This is a genomic window from Streptomyces sp. NPDC036764, assembly GCF_055609385.1.
The window spans coordinates 2,636,475-2,655,863 of record NZ_JBVJPT010000001.1; the positions used below are offsets into that span (position 1 = coordinate 2,636,475).

Sequence of the window (19,389 nt, forward strand, 5' to 3'; positions counted from 1 at the left end):
GCCACTCGGTATGTTTACTCGCGGCCTATCCTGTCCGCATGGGTGACATGGAGATCAAGAGCGCGGGACGGCCGCGATCCGCCGAGAAGGACACCGCGATCCTCCAGGCGGCCCTCGAACTGCTGGCCTCGCACGGCTACACCCGGATGAGCCTGAATCAGGTGGCCACCACTGCGGGCGTAAGCAAGTCCACCATCCACCTGCGCTGGAAGACGAAGGCGGACTTGCTCACGGCCGCGCTGGCAGCCCTACGGATGGCCGATGCCACGCCGCCGAGTGGAGACGCCAGGGCCGACCTGATCGCGGTTCTCCAGGACTTCGCCGCCACCGTGGAACGCGTGCGCGGCATGGCCCTGATCGGAACCTGCCTCGCGGAGGAAGCCCACACCCCCGACCTCCTCGCCCTACTGCGCGAGCGGACGGTCATGCCCCGGCGTGCGCTGCTCCGGCAGATCCTCGAACAGGCCCGTGACCGCGGGGAGATCCGCCCGGGCGCTGACCTTGAGGCCGCAGTCTCGGCGCTCCTCGGCCCTTACTACGCCGACTACATGGCCGGCCGCGGCGGGCGCATCGGCTGGGCCGAGGACGCGGTGGACATCGTCCTCGCTGGTTTGCGGCCGCCGAGTTCCTGAAGAGCGACCGCTCGGTCGACGTACCAGTCCCGTCACCCGCGCGGCGATTCATCACGTCGGCTGCCGGTGGCGGTCGTGCCGCACAGGTGCGCCGTCACGAGGGCCGGTTCAGTCCGCCGGCCTCAGCTCGCACGACTCTCCCGGCGCGACGGACACGGCACGGTCGGGCAGTTCGATGGTGATGGGGGAGCGGTCGGAGGCCGGGACGTCGACGTGGAGCTGCCCGGGGCGGATGCGCAGCCGTACGCCCCAGTGCCCGCGGTAGCGCAGGGCGAAGCCGTACTCGGCGAGTTCCGGCATGGGAACCGGGTCGAGCCACAAGGCGCCGCCCCGGGTCTCCAGGCCCGTGAGCCCGCGCTGCACGACGTCGAGGGTGCCGGCCATCGCGCCCAGGTGGATGCCCTCGCCCGTGGTGCCGCCCTGCAGGTCGGCGATGTCGCCCTCCAGAGCCTCCTGGACGAAGGTCCACGCCTCGGCCCGCCGCACCCGGGCCAGCACCCACCCGTGCACAAGTCCGCTGAGCGTGGAGCCATGGCTGGTGCGGGCCAGGTAGTAGTCGACCGTGCGGCCCCAGGCGTCGTCGTCCAGGGTGTGGCCGAGCCGGGCGAAGAGCGCGTGCAGGGTCGCGGGCGGAAAGAGGTAGCCGAGCATGAGCACGTCGGCCTGTTTGGACGCCTTGTAGCGGTTGACCGTGTCGCCCTCTGCCTCCAGGATCCGGTCCAGCCGACGGATGTCCCGGTACCTCTTCGCATACGCCTCCCAGTCGAGCTCGGCGAGTTCGCCGTACCCGTCGAACTGGCTGATGACCCCGTCGTGGAAGGGCACGTACAGCGAGCGGGACACGTCCTCCCACAACTCCAGTTCCCCGCTGTCGAATCCGGTGCGCTCGGTCAGTTCCCGGCGGCGCGGCTCAGGGAGGGTCGTCATCAGGTCGATGGCCCGTGCGAGCACCCAGGCGGCGGTGACGTTCGTGTACGCGTTGTCGTCCAGGCCGGGCCGGTAGGTGTCGGGATAGCCGTCGTGGTACTCGTCGGGGCCGACGACACCCCGGATGCGATAGCGGCGCATGGATTCGTCATACGTCGCCGTCTCCGCCCAGAACCGGGCGATCTCCAGCAGCATCTCGGCGCCCTTGGTGTGCAGGAACTCCGTGTCGCCGCTGGCCTCGCAGTACTGCCAGACATTGTGGGCGATGGCCGAACCGACATGGTGCTGCAGGCGTGAGTGGTCCGGCAGCCAGCGCCCGGAACGTGGGTTGAGGTGCAGTTCCTGCGTCTCTTCGCGGCCGTCGCTGCCGCTCTGCCACGGGTACATCGCCCCGGCCCGCCCGGACTTCCGGGCGGCGGAGCGGGCCCGTTCGAGCCGTCGGTGGCGGTAGGTCAGCAGAGCGCGCGAGACCTCGGGGAAGTGCAGGTTGAGATAGGGCAGGACGAACAGCTCGTCCCAGAAGACGTGCCCCCGGTAGGCCTCACCGTGCAGACCGCGCGCCGGTACGCCCACGTCGAGGTCGGCCGTGTGCGGCGAAAGGGTCTGCAGCACATGGAAGAGGTGCAGCCGCAGGATGCGGCCTGCCTCGCCCGGGACCTCCAGCGCGGCCCTGCGCCACAGTTGGTCCCAGGCGGTGAGGTGGGTCTCCAGCAGCTCGTCGAAGCCGGGCGCGTCGCTCACGCGGTCGACGGCCGCCTGGAGCGGGTCACTGATCGCGGGGTCGCGGGACGTGTGCAGGGCGACGACCTTGTCGACGGTGACCGTTCGTCCGGGCGTGAGGGGCAGCCGGAACCGCTGGGCGGCGCGGCGCTCTTCGAGGTGGGGTTGCGGCTGCTGCCCGTCGGACGTGGAGGTGCGGGCCGCCAGGCCGACGCGGATGTCGGAGGTGCTGGTGCGGCAGCGCAGCCAGACCGTGTCCGGGGCGGCAGTGCCGGTGTGGACGTGGGTGAGGTGACGCCCGTTCAACCGGCGGTAGCGTGCCACGCCGCTGTTGGTGACGGCTCCGTCGAGGGCCGCCTCGACCTCCAGTTCGCCCGCCCAGTTCTCCGCGGTCAACTCCGAGCGGAGCACGGCCAGGTGGGGATCCGCCATATGGACGAGGCGCTCTTGCCGCACGGTGATCCGACGGCCGCTGCGGTCCTGGTACCGCGTGTGGCGCTCCAGCAGAGCGGAGCTCAGGCGAAGGCTGAGCCAGTGCTCCAGGACGGTGGCCGTCTCCGGTGTGAGCCACTGGCCGGTGCCGTCGTCGCCGTGGATGCGGAAGCGCAGGGGCAGCCAGTTGGGCAGGTTGACCATGTCCTCGTTCTCGACCTGGCGTCCGGCCACGTCCGAGGTGAGCCGGTTGTAGCAGCCGGCGGCGTAGGTGCCCGGGTAGTGGATGCCGTCCGCCTCGCACTCGGGGGCGGCTCCGCGGGTGGCGAAGCGGCCGTTGCCCAATGTGCACAGGGACTCGCGCAGGCTTTCCTGCGCGGGGTCGTAGCCCTCGTACTCCCAGGTCCAGTCCGTCACGCGCGCGCTCCTTCGGTGAGCAGTTCGGCCAGATCGGCTACGACGATGTCGGCGCCGTGACGTCGCAGCCACACGCCCGTGGAGTGGTCGTCGGTGCGGTCGACGCCGATGACGAGGCCGAAGCCGCCGCGCCTGCCCGCCTCGACCCCGGCCAGGGCGTCCTCGACCACCGCGGTGCGCTCCGGCGGACTGCCGAGCCGGCGGGCGGCTTCGAGGAAGAGGGCCGGGTCGGGTTTGCCCGGCAGGTTCATCCGGGCCGCCTCGCCACCGTCGACGAGCGCGTCGAACAGGGGCAACACCTCGGTGCGCAGGAGGAGTTCGCGGGCGTGCCGGGACGCCGAGGCTGCGGCGAGGCGCACGCCCCGCGCGCGCAGGGTGTGCAGCAGGCGTACGGTTCCCGGGTAAGCGGGAATGGCTCCCGTGCGCATCCGCTCGACGAACAGCCTTTCCTTGTCGGCGGCCACCTCCGCCACCGTGGCGTCGGACAGGCGCAGCCCGCGAGAGGTGAGAAAGGAAGCCGCTCCGTCCAGCCGGGACTTGCCGTCGACATATCGCAGATAGTCCTCGTGGGCGTCGAACGGCCGCCGCTGAGCGGGATCGGTGGGCGGATGGTCGCGCAGGAAGGTGTCGAAGGCCGATTTCCAGGCCGCGGCGTGGGCCCGTGCGGAGTCGGTGATGACCCCGTCCGTGTCGAGGACCACGGCCTCTACATCCCTGAGACGTGCGGAGATCCCGGTCACAAGGCAGTCCTTCCCGTTCGGCGGAGCGCGGACCTCGGGCGGTGCGGGGGTCACCCGTGTTGCGGTACGACGGCTACGGGGCAGTCGGCGTGGAGTACTGCGTGACTGACACGGCCGAGCTGGAGGCCGGCGTGTCCGTGGCGGCGTCGGGCTCCCAACACCAGCAGGTCGGCCCCGGACGAACGGTCGAGGAGCACCCTGCGCGCGGGCCCTTCCACGACGGTACGGCGCACGTCGACGTCCCCGTGTTCCCGCGCCGGGACGCGCAGCGCGTCCTCCAGCAGCTCTGTCGCCTGCTGCCGGTGGTACCGGGCGGATTCGCCGGCCGCCAAGGGGTGGTCGACCAACTCGTGCGCGGGGTACCGCCAAGCGCGTACCGCCTCCAGCACACTGCCGCGCACCTCGGCCTCCCGGAACGCGAAACCGGCAGCGGCGGACGAACCCACGGCGTCGCCCACGCCGAGGACGAGGCGCCCGTGGGCGCCGTCCCGGCAGGGCGCCCGGGCCGCCAGGGCCAGGCTCACTGAACCCAGCAGGGGCAGATCCATGTCGAGCACCGCCTCTCGCGTATCTCCCTGCCTGACAGTGCGTCAGTTCGCGCCGGACGTTGCGGCGTCCATGGGCCGAAGTGACGGGCCCGGGCGTCCGGCCTGCCCTCGCGGACGCCCGGGCCCGGCGACACGGCAGAGCGGGAATTCAGCCGTGCCGCACGGGGATGGTCCGGGTACCCGTCTTCGTCTCGGGAACCGGGACCGTGATGGTCAGTACACCGTCCTTGTACTCCGCGGTCGCGTCCTCGCCGCGGGCCCCGGCCGGCAGCCGGACGGCACGGGCGAAGGTGCCGTAGCGGAACTCTGTGTGATGCTTCTCGGTCTTCTCCGGGGAACGCTCCGCCCGCAGTGTCAAAACCCCCTCCGTCACGGTGATCTCGACATCCTTGGCCGGGTCGATGCCAGGGAGTTCGGCACGCAGGACGTACTTGCCGTCCGCGAGGTGCTCCTCGACACGGATGCCGTGCACTCCGGGCGTCTGGTGCAGGCCCGGGACACCGCTCTCGATCCAGCCGAACAGGTCCGGCAGCGGCGGCCAGCCCGGCCACCGTTCGATCATTCCAGTCATTACGCTCTCCCGACTGCTGAGGCGTCTTCCTCCGGTTCCCCCGCTCCTTCCAGCTTCCGCCGACCGTGCCGGCAGCCGCCAGGGCCGGTCGGTCCACTGCTCGGCCAACCGGCCCCGATTCCCGCTGTCCTGCGATGGATCACATGGTCTTGCGGCGCCACTGCGGTCCGGTCTGCTCCCATTCCCTGCCCCACTGGTCGTATCGCCGCTGGTCGAGCCGCCACCGCATGACGCGTCCGGCGCCGAACGTCAGTCCGCCGAGCGTGACAGCGGCGCCGGTGCCCAGGACCGTCGCCTCCACCGCAGCCTCGGTGGCGGACTGTGGCTGTGGCGTCAGTTGCCCCCCGTCATCCAGCCAGACCACGACATTCGATCCGGCCTTGAGTCCGGTGTCCACCAGGGTCTGGCCCGTGTGCGCGGAGCCGTCCGACGTCGTCCAGCGGACCTTCGCCCGGACCCGGTCGCTCATGGTTCCCCTGCCGGTGAGCGCGGCGTCCGTCGTACTGTCCACGAGCACCGCCTGTACGGCGCGGCGTTCGTCGCGTTGCTGTGCGAAGGAGTCGTCGGCGGCCTCGGCGGTCAGCACGCCGACGAGCGTGCCGCCCAGCGCGATGACCGTCCACACGGCCAGCACGGTCCAGGCCTCGACGATGTCGTCGTGCCGCCGCAGCGGGTTGCTCCGCCACCGCCACAGCAGATGCCTCGTGGCCTTCGTTCGTTTCGTGCGCCGCTCTTCACGCATCGGACTGCACCTCCTCGTCGTCGTCTCGGACAGGAAGGTGACATCTGGGAAACGCGCCGCGGCAGGGGCCGAACAGGGGGCGTCGTGGGGTCCTTCGGGGGCGTCTTGGCGTGTGCTGGGGGCCGTTCGGCCTTGGTTGTGGCACGGCGGCGGGCGCCGGGAGGCCGACTCCGGTCCGTCCGGCGCCCGGCTGGGGACCATCGGCCCCTCTCCTCGGCGCTCCGAGTGCCTCAGGCTCTTCAGGAGAGCACCACCCGCTCCGAGTCACCGCGGGGAGGAGAACACCATGCGGTCGACGACTCTCGACGCCTCGACCTTGGAAGCCTGCATCGCAGCCGCGGTCGCCGCGCCCTCGATCTTCAATACGCAGCCGTGGCGCTATCGATTGGACCCCGAGGCCGTCACGTTCCAGGTCCGCGCGGCTCCCGAGCGAGGCCTGCGCCACGTGGATCCCACGGGCCGTGCCCTGCATCTGTCGGTTGGCGCGGCGGTGCTCAACCTCCGTGTCGCGGTCGCCCATTTCGGCTGGTACCCGGTCACCCGCCTGCTGCCTGTGCCGCAGGACCCCGAACTCCTCGCCACCGTCCGCCTCGCCGCCCCCACGGCCCGCCCGGCAACCGGCCACCGTACCGACCTCTACGCGGCCATCCGGCGCAGGCACAGCAGCCGGCTCCCGTTCTCCGGGAGGCCGCTGCCGTCGCACGTGCGCTCCGAACTGACCGAGGCCGCCCACATGGAGGGTGCCCGGCTCACCTTCCCCGAGCCGGAGGACACGGCCCGGCTGCTGCGCCTGACCGCCGAGGCCGAGCGGCGCAACCGGGACGACGCCGACCGCCGTGACGAGAGCCGCCGCTGGATCCGTCACGACGCCGACGGGCAGGCCGACATCGGACTGCCGGAGAGCGCGCTTGGGCCGCAGGACACCCGCGAACGAGTCCCGCTGCGGGACTTCACCGCCGAGCGTCATCCCGAACGGCTCGCCGCCCAGCCTTTCGAGGCCGAGCCGGTGGTCGCGGTACTCAGCACCCAGCACGACCGCCGAGCCGATTGGCTACGGGCAGGACAGGCGCTGCAGCACGTACTGCTGGTCGCCACGGCTCACGGAGTACGCACCTCACTGCTGCACCAAGCGGTGGAATGGCCGGACCTGAGGCGGACCCTGAGCGGGCCGGTGGGCTTCGCCGGGCATGTCCTGATGCTGATCAGGCTCGGGTACGGTCCGGAAGGGGCCGCGACTCCTCGACGGGCCGTGGACCAGGTGCTCGACTCCGGCCTGCCGGAACGGTAGAGCGGCCGCGTGCGCTGAACCCGGGGTGCGACGGCACCGCGCAGCGATGCGTGCTTTGCTCACCGGGCCTGTCGTGCCGGCCACCGAGCAGGGGTCTCTCGTGCCCCTACACCGGCACGCTGCGGTTCTTCCCGGCCTCGGGGGAGTTGTCGGTGCCGTCTGCCCGGAGCAGGTCCCCGGGCAGGCGCGGTGATACGTCGAAGGCGTGGCCGAGGCCGGTGCAGCGCAGGATCCGCAGGACCTGCGGGCTGTTGACGACCAGCCGTAGTCGTCCGCAACGGTCGAGGACGCGTTTGCGCGTCCGGCACAGGATCGTCAGACCGCTGCAGTCGATGAAGGTGACGGAGCGCAGGTCCAGCACCAGCCGGGGGTGAGGGCCGGCGGTGAGTGCGTCGAGACGCGCCGAGATGCGGGGTGCGGTGAGGATGTCGATCTCACCGCCGAGTTCCACGACCGTCGTACCGCCGACGACGTGTTCGCACAGATCGGGGGCGGACCGGATCCGGATCTCGTTCATGAGGTAAGAAAAACCCGTTGTCGGGGTGCACGGAAGGGCCGATCGGTCCCATTGACAGTCCGCGGGTCCCTGTGATGCGGCAGGTGCGCTCGTCACTCAGGGCGACGGCTGGTCACGGCGTGACGCACCGGTGTCCGAAGTCGGGCTGCCGAGGTCGTCGACCCGGTACTCCAACTCCTCGGTGACGTCGACCACGCCGTCGACGGCGCGGCACAGCCGTACGGCCACGGCAATGGTGCTCCTTCGCTCGACGGTGCCGCGCAGGGTGACCCGGCTGTCGACGACGTGCGCGGTCACGGTGTCGGGCGGGATGCCCAGCGTCCGGATCAGCACGTCCCCGGTGATCTCCTCACGGATGGCGCGGTCCCCCCGCAGGAAGACCCGCAGCAGGTCGGCACGGCTGATCACACCGATCAACCGGCCAGAGCCGTCCACCACCGGCAGCCGCTTGACCCCGCCCCGCTCCATGGCACGGGCCGCCTCGACCACCGTCCACTCCGGGCGAGCGGTGACGGCCGGGCTGGTCATCAGGCCCTCGGCCGTGGTCGCCTCCGACTTGTCCCCTACGGCGGACTGCGGGTGTGTGGGCAGGAGCCCGGAGGTGTCGGCCCGGCCGGCCTCTTTGCGGAGCAGGTCGGCCTCCGACACCACGCCCACGGGCCGATCGTTGTCGTCCACCACCGGAACCGCCGTGATCCCGTGCTCGGCGAGCAGCTTGGCGATGTCCGAGAAAGGCGCGTCGCGTCGCACGCTCACGACATCCGTCGTCATCAGCTCGCCTACGGTGCGATGCCGCATGGGTCCCGCCTCCTTTGACGTACTTCCTCACTCTCCACGGTCCGCCACACGGGCCCATCCCGCATGGGCCGGTCGGGCCCCACTACGCGAACCCGCCCGTCAGGGCACCTCCCGGGCCCCGGCAGTGGGTCGGGGGTGACGTCGGCCCTGCCGTGGTGCACCGTGGTTAGTGAAAAGGCTGCACGTGGCCTGTGCGTCAGAAGGAGGCTGTGATGTCCGAGCGGAAGTCCAAACCGCCTGGTCTCCAGGATGTGACCGCCCTGGTCGGTGACGCGGTTCGGGCCCCCTCAATGCACAACGCGCAGCCCTGGTCCTTCCGCTATCTGACCGGCGAGCACCTGTTGCACCTGCGGGCCGACCCCACGCGTGCCTTGCCCCGCACGGATCCCCGCCACCGGGCCTTGCACATCGGCTGCGGAGCGGCCCTGTTCAACCTTCGCGTGGCCGCCGCCCACGCCGGTCTCGGTGCCCAGGTCCGGGTGCTGCCCGACCCCACGGATCCGCAGCTTCTGGCCGTCGTCGGCCTGGATCCAGGGTCCTCGCACACAGCACCGGAGCACGACATGGGCCGGCTGTATCCGGCGATCGGACGACGGCACACCAGCCGCAACCCCTTCTCCGAGAAGGACGTACCCGAGCCGGTGCGGCAGGTGCTGCGCGAGGCGGCCGCGGAAGAGGGGGCAGAGCTCGTGTTCGTCGACTCCTGGCACGCCGATTTCCTGCTGAAGCTGGTGCGCGACGCGGAGAGCCGCGACAGCCTGGAACCTGCGGGCCGGGAGGAGTTGGAGCGCTGGACCCGTCTCGGAGCGGAGGCGGACAGCGCTGTCGACGGCGTTCCCGAGTACGCCTTCGGGCCACGTCCGAGCGAGGGCACGGCGGCCTGGCGCGACTTCGCCGGGCGCAGGCCGGTGGCCGACCGCGGCACCACCGCCTTCGAGCACACGCCGCACCTGGCGCTGCTGGGCACGCGCGACGACCGGCGGGCCGACTGGCTGTGCGCGGGCCAGGCCCTGGAACGCGTCCTGCTCGAAGCGACCCTGGCAGACCTGGCCACCGCCCTGAGTTCCCACTCGCTGGAGCGCTCCGACCTGCGCGAGCTGACCCGCGATCCCCTCAGCGGCATGGGCTACGTCCAGATGGTGCTGCGACTGGGCTACGGTCCGCAGGGCCCGGTCACCCCTCGCCGCTCTGTCCGGGACGTCCTGGAGATCGGTTGATCATGCGGCGCGGCGCGCGGGCGACTCGGCCGGCGACTGTGCCAGTGTGACCGCTCTGGGCCGGCTGGCGAAGCGGCCCTCGGCGACGGGGCGGGCGGTGCGTTGACATCCTGACAGCCGGTCATGGTCACCAGTGCAAAGGAAGCCCGGTAGACGGCGTCGGAGTGGACCGGTGGTTGGTATCGCGCCGAGGGTGGTCAGGGGTCGGCCACCTGCGCGCTCGGCGTCGTCGGAAGCCGCTCCATCTGTACCGCGCCGGTATCCGGGCTTGAGGGACCCCCCCCACCAACCCACTCCGTACCGAGGCGGCAGGGACCAATGGTCCCTCTGCCGGGGCCGTACGGCGCGCTGCCGGGCTCCCGACGGCCCTGCCCTCGGCCGGCGTTCAGGACCAGCATCGAAAGTGAAGGCGTCCGAGCGAAATCACGGACGCGTCGTCCGGCGCATGCGGAGGCAATGATGACGACGGTGGCCCGGCACGGAGCGGAGGAAGCGCAGGGATCCGCGTCCGCGTGGCGCGGCTTCACGGGCGGGCGCTGGCGCGACGCGATCGATGTACGCGACTTCATCCAGGCCAACTACACGCCGTACGAAGGCGACGCCGCCTTCCTGACCGGCCCGACCGAACGTACTCGTACCGTCTGGGACAAGGTCAGCGCCCTGTTCCCCGAGGAGCGGCGGCGCGGCATCCTCGACGTGGACGTCGCAACCCCGTCGACGATCACCTCGCACGCACCCGGCTACATCGACCGGGGCCGCGAGCTGGTCGTGGGTCTGCAGACCGACGCCCCGCTGAAGCGGGCGATCATGCCCAACGGGGGTCTGCGCATGGTCGAGAGCGGTCTGAAAGCGTACGGCTACGAGCCGGCACCGTTCGTCACGCGCGTCTTCGGCAGCTATCGCAAGACCCACAACGACGGCGTTTTCGACGCGTACACATCGCAGATGCGTGCCGCACGCAAGGCGGGAATCATCACCGGGCTGCCGGACGCCTACGGCCGCGGCCGGATCATCGGCGACTACCGGCGCGTCGCGCTGTACGGCACCGACCGGCTGACCGAGGCCAAGCGCGCCGAGAAGGCCCTGCTGGACGCGCAGCCCTCATCGTCGGACGTCATCCGCGACCGCGAAGAACTGGCCGAGCAGCTCCGCGCGCTCGGGGAGCTCGCCGAGATGGCTGCCTCCTACGGCTGCGACGTCACCCGTCCCGCCGCGACCGCCCACGAGGCGGTGCAGTGGCTCTACCTCGGCTTTCTGGCCGCGGTGAAGGAGCAGAACGGTGCGGCGATGTCCCTGGGCCGCACCTCCACGTTCCTGGACGTGTACCTCCAGCGGGACCTGGACGAGGGCGTCATCGACGAGGTCCGCGCCCAGGAGCTGATCGATGACTTCGTCATCAAGCTGCGGATCGTACGGTTCCTGCGCTCTCCCGAGTACGACGCCCTCTTCTCCGGCGACCCGACCTGGGTGACGGAGTCCATAGGCGGCATCGGCGCGGACGGCCGGCCGCTGGTCACCCGCACGTCCTTCCGCTTCCTGCAGACCCTGTACAACCTGGGCCCGGCCCCCGAACCCAACCTCACCGTGTTGTGGTCGCCGCGCCTTCCCGAGGGCTTCAAACGGTTCTGCGCGCAGGTCTCCATCGACACCAGCGCCATCCAGTACGAGTCCGACGAGCTGATGCGCCCGCGCACCGGCGACGACACCGCGATCGCCTGCTGTGTGTCGGCGATGGCCGTGGGCAAGCAGATGCAGTTCTTCGGGGCGCGGGTCAACCTGGCCAAGGCGCTGCTGTACGCGATCAACGGCGGCCGGGACGAGATGTCCGGCGAGCAGATCGCACCGGAGGCGCCCGCGCTGACCCGCGAGTACCTGGACTACGAGCATCTGCGGGCGGCGTACGACCACATGCTCGACTGGCTCGCGGCCACATACGTCAACACGCTCAACGTCATCCACTACATGCACGACAAGTACGCCTACGAGCGCATCGAGATGGCCCTGCACGACCACCCCGTGCACCGCTTCATGGCGTGCGGCATCGCCGGCCTGTCGGTCGCCGTGGACAGCCTCTGCGCGGTCAAGTACGCGCGCGTGAAGGTCATCCGGGACGACACCGGGCTCGCCGTCGACTACGAGATCGAGGGCGACTACCCGGCATACGGCAACAACGACGACCGCGCCGACGCCATCGCCACCGACCTGGTGACGTCCTTCATGGCCAAGGTGCGCCGCCACCCCACGTACCGGGACGCCGAGCACACCCAGTCGGTGCTGACGATCACCTCCAACGTCGTGTACGGCAAGCACACCGGGAACACTCCGGACGGGCGCCGCGCTGGACAGCCCTTCGCTCCCGGTGCCAACCCGATGAACGGCCGCGACCGGCACGGCGTGGTCGCCTCCGCCCTCTCGGTCGCCAAGCTGCCGTACGAACAGGCCCGTGACGGCATCTCGCTGACCACGACGATCACTCCCGAGGGGCTCGGGCATGACCCGGCCGAGCGTGCGGACCACTTGGTCGGCATCCTCGACGCGTACATGGCCGCCGACGGCTTCCACATGAACGTCAATGTACTGAACCGGGCGAAGCTGGAAGACGCCATGGAACACCCTGAGCAATACCCGGAGCTGACGGTCCGGGTGTCCGGATACGCCGTCAACTTCGTCCGCCTGACGCGCGAGCAGCAGCTCGACGTGATCAGCCGCACCTTCCACGAGTCCCGATGAGGACCACCGGCCGGATCCACTCCTGGGACCTGTCCACCGGCGTGGACGGTCCCGGGACCCGGTTCGTCTTCTTCGTGAGTGGCTGCCCGCTGCGCTGCCTGTACTGCGCCAACCCCGACACCTGGCACATGCGGGACGGCAAGGAGGCCACCGTCGACGAGGTGATGGCGGAGATCGACAAGTACCGGGCCTTCGTCACGACCGCCGGGGGAGGGGTGACGATCACGGGCGGGGAACCGCTTCTCCAGCCCGCGTTCTCCGGCGAGGTCCTGCGTCGCTGCAAGCAGACCGGACTGCACACGGCCCTCGACACATCCGGCTTCCTCGGTGCCCGCGCCTCCGACGAACTCCTCGCCGAGACCGACCTGGTGCTTTTGGACATCAAGTCCTTCGACATCGGAACCTACCGGAAGCTGACCGGCGGCGAGCTCGCCCCCACGCTCGGTTTCGCCACCCGCCTCGACCGCCTCGGCGTGCCCGTATGGATCCGCTACGTCCTCGTTCCCGGCTGGACCGACGACCCGGAAGCCGTGGACGGGCTGGCGGGATTCGTGGCCGGGCTCGGCAACGTCGACCGAGTGGATGTCCTGCCGTTCCACAAGCTCGGCGCTCACAAGTACGACGCCCTGGGGATCCCGTTCCCGCTGCGCGACACCCCCGTACCGGATCCCGGCCTCACCGAGCGGGTGCGCGAGCAGTTCCGGGAGCACGGGCTGAGAGCGCTCTGACCCATACGTGCCTCACATCGCTGTGCATCACACATCAGGGGAGGGAACGGCAATGACCACTGCCCGTGTGGTCGTCGGAATGGATGGCTCGCAGCCCGCCGTACGGGCACTTGATCGCGCCGCAGGAGGCGGAGTCACGCGCCGCCGTGCTGGACGTCGTGTACGCCGTGTCCGACCGCGACGCGGCCGCACCGGTTCTGGCGTACGCCGCCTCACGACTGCGGGACCGCCACCCCGGCCTGCCGGTCACCGCCTCCGCCTTCGAGGGTGGCCCGGTGGAGGCGCTGACGCACCATGGCCGGGACGCGCTGCTCGGAGCCTGTTTCTGAACCCCCGCCGTCCGCACCGAACGCCGCTGCGCCCGCGCTCCGTGCGGACGACGGGGGTTCAGAAACAGGCTCTCACCGTGACGGGCACCCGCGGACTCGGCGGCGTGGCCGGTCGGCTGTTCTCGGTGAACCTGCGGCTGGCCGCACGCACACCCGGTCCGCTGCTCGTCGTACGCGGCGACCGCCGGCCCGCGAAACCGGGTGACGTGCTGCTCGGTGTGGACAGCGACCACGATGCCGACGCCGCCGCATACGGCCTCGCGGAGGCGGAACGCCGTGGCGTCCGGCTGCTTGTTCTGCACGCCTGGACCTATCGGCATCTGAGTCCCGAACTGCCGGCCCCGGCGCCTTTGGTCCGAGTGCCCGACGAGGCGGTCCGACTCGGCAGGACCGAGGAGGCGGTACCGCGCTTCGCCGTGTCCGCGCTGCGGGAGCGGTACCCCCGGATCGCCGTGGAGACCCGCGCCGTCCGCTCCGGTGCGGCGCATGCCCTGTCGGGGGCCACCCGTGAGGCCGAAGTCGTGGTGATCGGCGCCCACCGCCACCCGCGCCGCTTGGCCGGGCACCCGGGCCCGGTCGCTCACACTCTGCTGCATCGCTCCCACTGCCCTGTCGTGATCGTCCCCGGCCACGGCTGAGCGGAGGACATTGTTGGCCCGACCGGCCCTGTCGCCGCGCCCTGCGGCTGCCGCACGGTGAAGAGAACCCGCGAAAAGCGGCAAACCGATCCCGGCCCGGAGGGAACCCGACCATGCCCGACGTCGCGCAGCAGACGCCGACCGACATCACGGACGAGGAGCTGAACGCCCTCGACGCCCACTGGCGTGCCGCGAACTACCTGGCAGTGGGCCAGATCTACCTCATGTCCAACCCGCTCCTCACCGAGCCGCTGTGCCCGGAACACGTCAAGCCGCGGCTGCTCGGTCACTGGGGCACCTCACCCGGCTTGAACCTCGTCCACACCCACCTCAACCGTGTCATCAAAGCCCGGGGGCAAGATGCGCTGTGCATCTGGGGACCCGGCCACGGCGGACCGGCGGTGCTCGCCAACTCCTGGCTGGAGGGCACCTACTCGGAGACGTATCCGGACGTGAGCCAGGATGCGGACGGCATGGCCAGGCTGTTCCGGCAGTTCTCGTTCCCCGGCGGGGTTCCGAGCCACGTCGCGCCCGAGACGCCCGGCTCCATCCACGAGGGCGGCGAGCTCGGCTACTCCCTTTCGCACGCCTACGGCGCCGCCTTCGACAACCCGGACCTGCTCGTCGCCTGTGTGATCGGCGACGGCGAGGCGGAGACCGGGCCGCTGGCCGCCTCCTGGCACTCCAACAAGTTCCTCGACCCGGTCCACGACGGCGCGGTTCTGCCGATCCTGCACCTCAACGGTTACAAGATCGCCAACCCGGCCGTGCTGGCCCGGCTTCCCGAGCCCGAACTCGACGCGCTTCTCGAGGGATACGGCCACGACCCGATCCACGTCACCGGCGATGACCCGATGACCGTGCACCGGGCCATGGCCGCCGCCATGGACGACGCACTGGACCGCATCGCCGCGTTCCAGCGGGCCGCACGCGAGGACGGGGCGACCCAACGCCCCGCGTGGCCGGTGATCGTGCTGCGCACCCCGAAGGGTTGGACCGGTCCGGCCGAGGTCGACGGCCTGCCCGTGGAGGGCACTTGGCGTGCCCACCAGGTCCCGCTGGCCGCCGTACGGGACAACGCGCAGCACCTGCGCGAGCTGGAGAACTGGCTGCGCTCCTACCGCCCCGAGGAACTCTTCGACGAACGAGGACACCCCAGCCCCCAGGTGCTGGCCTGCGTTCCCGACGGCGCGCACAGGCTGGGCGCCACACCGCACGCCAACGGCGGGCTGCTGATGCGCGAGTTGCCCCTGCCCCCGCTGGAGCGCTACGCCGTCGCCGTCGACAAGCCGGGCGCGACGATGCACGAGCCCACCCGCGTGCTCGGCGACCTGGTGGAGTACGTCATGCGCAGGACAGGCGAGCGGCGTGACTTCCGTCTCGTCGGCCCCGACGAGACGGCCTCCAACCGCCTCAACGCGGTCTACGGCGCCAGCGGCAAGGCCTGGCAGGCCGAGACCCTTGACGTGGACGAGCACCTCGACCGGCACGGCCGGGTGATGGAGATTCTCTCCGAACACACCTGCCAAGGCTGGCTGGAGGGCTACCTCCTGACGGGACGACACGGACTGTTCTCCTGCTACGAGGCCTTCGTCCACATCGTCGACTCGATGGTCAACCAGCACATCAAATGGCTGCGGGTGACCCGGCGGCTGCCCTGGCGCGCCCCCATCGCCTCTCTCAACTACCTGCTCACCTCGCACGTCTGGCGCCAGGACCACAACGGCTTCTCCCACCAGGACCCCGGCTTCGTCGACCACATCCTCAGCAAGAGTCCTGAGGCCGTACGGGTCTACCTGCCGCCGGACGCCAACACCCTGCTCTCCGTCGCCGACCACGCCCTGCGCAGCCGCGACTACGTCAACGTGATCGTGGCCGGCAAACAGCCCTGCTTCGACTGGCTCACCATGGACCAGGCGAAGGTCCACTGCGCACGAGGCGCCGGTATCTGGGAGTGGGCCGGGACCGAGGAGGGAACGGGCGAGCCCGACGTGGTGCTCGCGGCGGCAGGAGACGTACCCACCCAAGAGGTCCTGGCGGCCGCCCAGTTGTTGCGCCGGCACCTGCCGGATCTCGCGGTCCGGGTCGTCAACGTCGTCGACCTGGCGCGGCTGATGCCCGAGGCGGAGCACCCGCACGGCATGCCGGACGCGGAGTACGACGCGCTCTTCACCCGCGACAAGCCGGTCATCTTCGCCTACCACGGCTATCCGTGGCTGATCCACCGCCTGGCCTACCGCCGCACCGGCCACAAGAACCTGCATGTGCGCGGCTACAAGGAGATCGGCACCACCACGACGCCCTTCGACATGGTCGTCCGCAACGACCTCGACCGCTACCGGCTGGTCATGGACGTCATCGACCGCGTCCCCGGACTGGCCGTGCGGGCCGCAGGCGTGCGGCAGTTGATGGAAGACGCACGGTTCCGTCACCACGACTGGATCCGTGCGCACGGCACCGACCTGCCGGAGGTCGCGGACTGGACCTGGAGCGGCTGAACGGGCCCGCACGGCAAGGACGTTCGGCCCCGTCACGCGGGCCCCACGGACCCTCCAACCTCTCTCGCCGAAGCGGGACATTGAAAGCGCAACGAGAGCCAACCAGACTCCGCGCAATCACCCCTGGAGGGGATGACACCATGGCAGTCCACGAACACCCCCAACGGCACACGGGGTTCCACTTCCCGTCGCTGCGCAGGAGCCGCTCCGCTTCCGTGCCCGGCGAAGCCGCGACCGCGTCCGCCGCGGCGGTGGGCTCGTACGTCTTCGCCGGCCTGCGCCTGCTGACCGGGTTCGTCTTCCTGTGGGCCTTCCTCGACAAGACGTTCGGCTTCGGCTACGCCACGCAGTCCGGCAAGGGCTGGATCGACGGCGGCTCGCCGACCAAGGGTTTCCTCAGTGGTGTCGCGGTGGGCCCGATGGAGTCCATGTTCCACGAGTGGGCCGGAGCCACCTGGGCCGACTGGCTGTTCATGCTCGGCCTGCTCGGTATCGGCCTCGCCCTGATCGCGGGCATCGGCCTGCGGCTCGCCGCGGTCGCCGGCACCGCCATGATGGCGCTGATGTGGATCGCCGAGTGGCCCCCCGCCAAGCACCTGTCGGACGGTTCGCCGAGCATGTCCACCAACCCCTTCGCCGACTACCACCTCATCTACGCCGTCGTCCTGATCGCCCTCGCGGCCGCGGGCGCCGGTGCCACATGGGGCCTGGGCAGGGCGTGGGCGAAGCTGCCGTTCGTCGACCGCAACCGCTGGCTGCTCTGAACATGCCGGCAGGCGAACCGGGGCGCCACCGCAACTGCGCGGTGGTGCCCCGCTGCTGCTGCCTGGGGACCATCGGTCCCGGTCAGGGACCAGCGGCCCCTGCTGACGCGCACATGCCGCTCGAAGACTGAAGGTGCATCCACGAAGGAGGACCACCCATGCCCCGCACCGTCACCGTCGGCATCGACGGCTCCCCGGCGAGCCTCGCCGCCGCCGACTGGGCCGCACGTGAAGCCCTGCTCCGCGACCTTCCCCTACGCATGCTGCACGCCTGGCAGTGGCAGCCTTACGCCTACACACCGCTGGTGGGGGTGACCCTGCCGCCCGCTGGAACCGACCCGCAGCGTGAATGGGCCGAGCGCATACCCCGCGAGGCCGAGGCCCGGCTCGCGCAGCGTCACCCGGACCTGCGGATCACCACCGACCAGATCGCCGAACAGCCCGTGCCCGCGCTGCTGGCCGCCGCTGAAGACGCCGAGCTGCTGGTGCTCGGGTCCCGCGGGCTGGGCAGCGTCACCGGATTCCTGGTCGGCTCGGTCGCACTCGCCGTCGTAGCCCGCAGCCAGCGGCCCGTCGTCCTCGTCCGGGCCGGTGAAAGCGGCGAGGACGCAGACGTGCTGGACAGCTCCGGGACCGCCTCCACGGCCACGCCGTACCGCGATGTGGTACTCGGCCTGGATCTGCACAGCCCCCATGGCGCCGTGATCGAGTTCGCGTTCGAGTCCGCAGCCCGACGCCTGGCCGACCTGCGCGTGGTCCACGGGTGGAGTCTGCCGCCGTACTACTACGGCTACGGCGGCGGCCTGGACCCCGAGCTCAACGTCCAACTGGGCGCGCAGGTCAGGGCCAGGCTGACGGGGTTGCTGCAACCGTGGCGGGACAAGTACCCCGGGGTCGCGGTGACCGAGCAGGCCACGATCGGCGGCGCGGGCCCTCACCTGGTCGATGCCTCACGAGACGCGGAGCTGGTGGTCGTGGGCCGCCGAACCCGTCACACACCGGTCGGCAGCCACATCGGGCCTGTGACCCACGCCCTCCTGCACCACGCCGCGGCGCCGGTCGCGGTGGTCCCGCACGACTGACCTTCGACACGGTGGCTCTCAATAGAGGGACGCAGGCCATGAAGAGGCCACGGCGACGATGACGCCCGTGTCCAGGAGCATCCCGACCGTGAGCCACGGGTCGAACCAGACCGCCTTGAGGGCGAGCCCGCTCGCGGCCGCGACGACGGCCGCGGTGGGCCACCAGCCGGCGGCTGCCGCCGTACCGGCGCCGGCGACGATGTACAGCAGTGCGGTGTACCAGGCGAGGGCCAGCGCCGCGGCCCTCGTCGGGGCGGCAGCGACACCGGCCGCGGACAGGACCCACGAGTGGCCGGGATCGAACGGGGCCGGCTTGTCGGGCTGGACCGGAGCCGTCCACACACCGGGATGCAGCAGACCGTGCACGACCAGAAACGCCGCGACGAGGAACGTGGTCATCTACGTCTCCTCCCGGGCGGCAGGTTCCACGCCTCCCATGTCGAGACGGAACGGCGGGTATACGTCCGTCATCAGGGCGGCGTATGCCACCACTCGCAGACACCAGCGGTTGAGACCGAGGATCAGGTCGAACAGATCCTTCGGGTACTTCTCCGTGAACGCCATGATCACGGCTGCGATCACCGTCAGGACGCCCACGAGTCCGCCCGTCCACCAGCCGAAGCGGACACCCCCGACGAAGAACCCGATGACGAGGTAGTGGGGGATGGCAAGGAGCCACCACTTCACCAGCACCAGGCCTCGGGACAGGCGCTCGGGGTAGGCGACGTCCAGCCGTGTGGGGTACTCGGGCTCCTCACCCAGGCTGAACGGCGGATATCGGTCCGTGCCCAGAGCACTGTACGAGTAATACGCGACTCGCCAGCTCCAGCGCAGCACACCCAGATTGAAGTCGAACAGCGGGCGCGGATAGCGCTCGGTGAACAGGATCGCGAAGAATGCGATCACGCTGACGCCGGCGAAGGCGATCCATAGGAAGAACAGCACCACGAGGTGCGGGACGACCAGGATCCACTTCACCAGCCACAGCCAGCGGGACAGCGGCGCGTCGAGCACCGCGTTCAGCCGGACGGGGCGGTCGGGGAATTCCAGCAGGGTTGCCATGGGCTATCA

The 19,389-nt window shown here is 70.5% G+C and carries 18 protein-coding genes and 1 pseudogene; 10 read left to right on the top strand and 9 right to left on the bottom strand.

Annotated elements, in window-relative coordinates; translation table 11 throughout:
- Positions 1-38 precede the first annotated feature (38 nt).
- Positions 39-632 (top strand): TetR/AcrR family transcriptional regulator, encoded by a 594-nt coding sequence (locus ACZ69Q_RS11030; RefSeq protein WP_471039712.1) that lies wholly within the window; start codon positions 39-41, stop codon positions 630-632.
- A 108-nt stretch (positions 633-740) separates the two neighbouring features.
- Here ACZ69Q_RS11030 and ACZ69Q_RS11035 read toward each other — a convergent pair whose 3' ends face one another.
- The 5 genes and pseudogenes from ACZ69Q_RS11035 to ACZ69Q_RS11055 form a co-directional block, all read right to left on the bottom strand.
- The gene (locus ACZ69Q_RS11035; RefSeq protein WP_471039714.1) at positions 741-3,128 is read right to left on the bottom strand and encodes a glycoside hydrolase family 65 protein; all 2,388 of its coding nucleotides are present in this window, start codon (positions 3,126-3,128) and stop codon (positions 741-743) included.
- Complete coding sequence (locus ACZ69Q_RS11040) at positions 3,125-3,868, bottom strand: HAD family hydrolase (protein ID WP_471039715.1); 744 nt, start codon at positions 3,866-3,868, stop codon at positions 3,125-3,127. The genes ACZ69Q_RS11035 and ACZ69Q_RS11040 overlap by 4 nt, the downstream gene beginning before the upstream one ends.
- A 50-nt stretch (positions 3,869-3,918) precedes the next feature.
- Positions 3,919-4,404: pseudogene (locus tag ACZ69Q_RS11045) on the bottom strand (universal stress protein); the annotation flags it as partial.
- 160 nt (positions 4,405-4,564) lie between these two features.
- A complete protein-coding gene (locus tag ACZ69Q_RS11050; protein ID WP_471039717.1) occupies positions 4,565-4,987 on the bottom strand; it encodes an Hsp20/alpha crystallin family protein in 423 nt (140 codons plus the stop codon).
- Positions 4,988-5,126: 139 nt separating this feature from the next.
- Entirely contained in the window at positions 5,127-5,729 is a 603-nt protein-coding gene (locus tag ACZ69Q_RS11055) for an Rv1733c family protein (protein WP_471039720.1), read from the bottom strand.
- Positions 5,730-6,015: 286 nt separating this feature from the next.
- Between ACZ69Q_RS11055 and ACZ69Q_RS11060 the strand changes: the two genes are divergently transcribed.
- On the top strand, positions 6,016-7,017 hold the full coding sequence (locus ACZ69Q_RS11060; protein WP_471039723.1) for an Acg family FMN-binding oxidoreductase: 1,002 nt from the start codon (positions 6,016-6,018) through the stop codon (positions 7,015-7,017).
- 106 nt (positions 7,018-7,123) lie between these two features.
- On the opposite strand, the gene ACZ69Q_RS11065 is transcribed toward ACZ69Q_RS11060, so the two are convergent.
- On the bottom strand, positions 7,124-7,534 hold the full coding sequence (locus tag ACZ69Q_RS11065; RefSeq protein ID WP_471039725.1) for an STAS domain-containing protein: 411 nt from the start codon (positions 7,532-7,534) through the stop codon (positions 7,124-7,126).
- 96 nt (positions 7,535-7,630) lie between these two features.
- A complete protein-coding gene (locus tag ACZ69Q_RS11070) occupies positions 7,631-8,332 on the bottom strand; it encodes a CBS domain-containing protein (protein WP_471039727.1) in 702 nt (233 codons plus the stop codon).
- A 212-nt stretch (positions 8,333-8,544) separates the two neighbouring features.
- On the opposite strand from ACZ69Q_RS11070, the gene ACZ69Q_RS11075 reads away from it, so the two are divergent.
- From ACZ69Q_RS11075 to ACZ69Q_RS11110, 8 genes are all read left to right on the top strand, one after another.
- Positions 8,545-9,549: an Acg family FMN-binding oxidoreductase gene (locus ACZ69Q_RS11075; RefSeq protein ID WP_471039729.1), complete on the top strand. Its 1,005-nt coding sequence runs from the start codon at positions 8,545-8,547 to the stop codon at positions 9,547-9,549.
- 456 nt (positions 9,550-10,005) lie between these two features.
- The gene (gene pflB, locus ACZ69Q_RS11080) at positions 10,006-12,279 is read left to right on the top strand and encodes a formate C-acetyltransferase (RefSeq protein WP_471039732.1); all 2,274 of its coding nucleotides are present in this window, start codon (positions 10,006-10,008) and stop codon (positions 12,277-12,279) included.
- Positions 12,276-13,007, top strand: coding sequence for a pyruvate formate-lyase-activating protein (gene pflA / locus ACZ69Q_RS11085; protein ID WP_471039735.1), 732 nt, complete (start codon positions 12,276-12,278; stop codon positions 13,005-13,007). The genes pflB and pflA overlap by 4 nt, the downstream gene beginning before the upstream one ends.
- A gap of 83 nt (positions 13,008-13,090) precedes the next feature.
- Positions 13,091-13,336, top strand: coding sequence for a hypothetical protein (locus ACZ69Q_RS11090; RefSeq protein ID WP_471039737.1), 246 nt, complete (start codon positions 13,091-13,093; stop codon positions 13,334-13,336).
- A 77-nt stretch (positions 13,337-13,413) separates the two neighbouring features.
- Positions 13,414-13,974, top strand: a complete 561-nt coding sequence (locus ACZ69Q_RS11095; protein ID WP_471039740.1) for a universal stress protein — start codon at positions 13,414-13,416, stop codon at positions 13,972-13,974.
- Between the two features lie 113 nt (positions 13,975-14,087).
- Entirely contained in the window at positions 14,088-16,472 is a 2,385-nt protein-coding gene (locus ACZ69Q_RS11100) for a phosphoketolase family protein (RefSeq protein ID WP_471039743.1), read from the top strand.
- Positions 16,473-16,612: 140 nt separating this feature from the next.
- Entirely contained in the window at positions 16,613-17,236 is a 624-nt protein-coding gene (locus ACZ69Q_RS11105) for a hypothetical protein (RefSeq protein ID WP_471039745.1), read from the top strand.
- A gap of 158 nt (positions 17,237-17,394) precedes the next feature.
- Positions 17,395-18,318 carry a universal stress protein gene (locus ACZ69Q_RS11110; protein WP_471039747.1) on the top strand — a complete coding sequence of 308 codons (924 nt, stop codon included), beginning with the start codon at positions 17,395-17,397 and terminating at the stop codon, positions 18,316-18,318.
- 18 nt (positions 18,319-18,336) lie between these two features.
- Here ACZ69Q_RS11110 and ACZ69Q_RS11115 read toward each other — a convergent pair whose 3' ends face one another.
- Together ACZ69Q_RS11115 and ACZ69Q_RS11120 are read right to left on the bottom strand one after the other, a co-directional pair.
- On the bottom strand, positions 18,337-18,717 hold the full coding sequence (locus ACZ69Q_RS11115; protein ID WP_471039751.1) for a hypothetical protein: 381 nt from the start codon (positions 18,715-18,717) through the stop codon (positions 18,337-18,339).
- Positions 18,718-19,380: a DUF4389 domain-containing protein gene (locus ACZ69Q_RS11120; protein WP_471039753.1), complete on the bottom strand. Its 663-nt coding sequence runs from the start codon at positions 19,378-19,380 to the stop codon at positions 18,718-18,720. It lies immediately after the preceding gene.
- Positions 19,381-19,389: the final 9 nt, after the last annotated feature.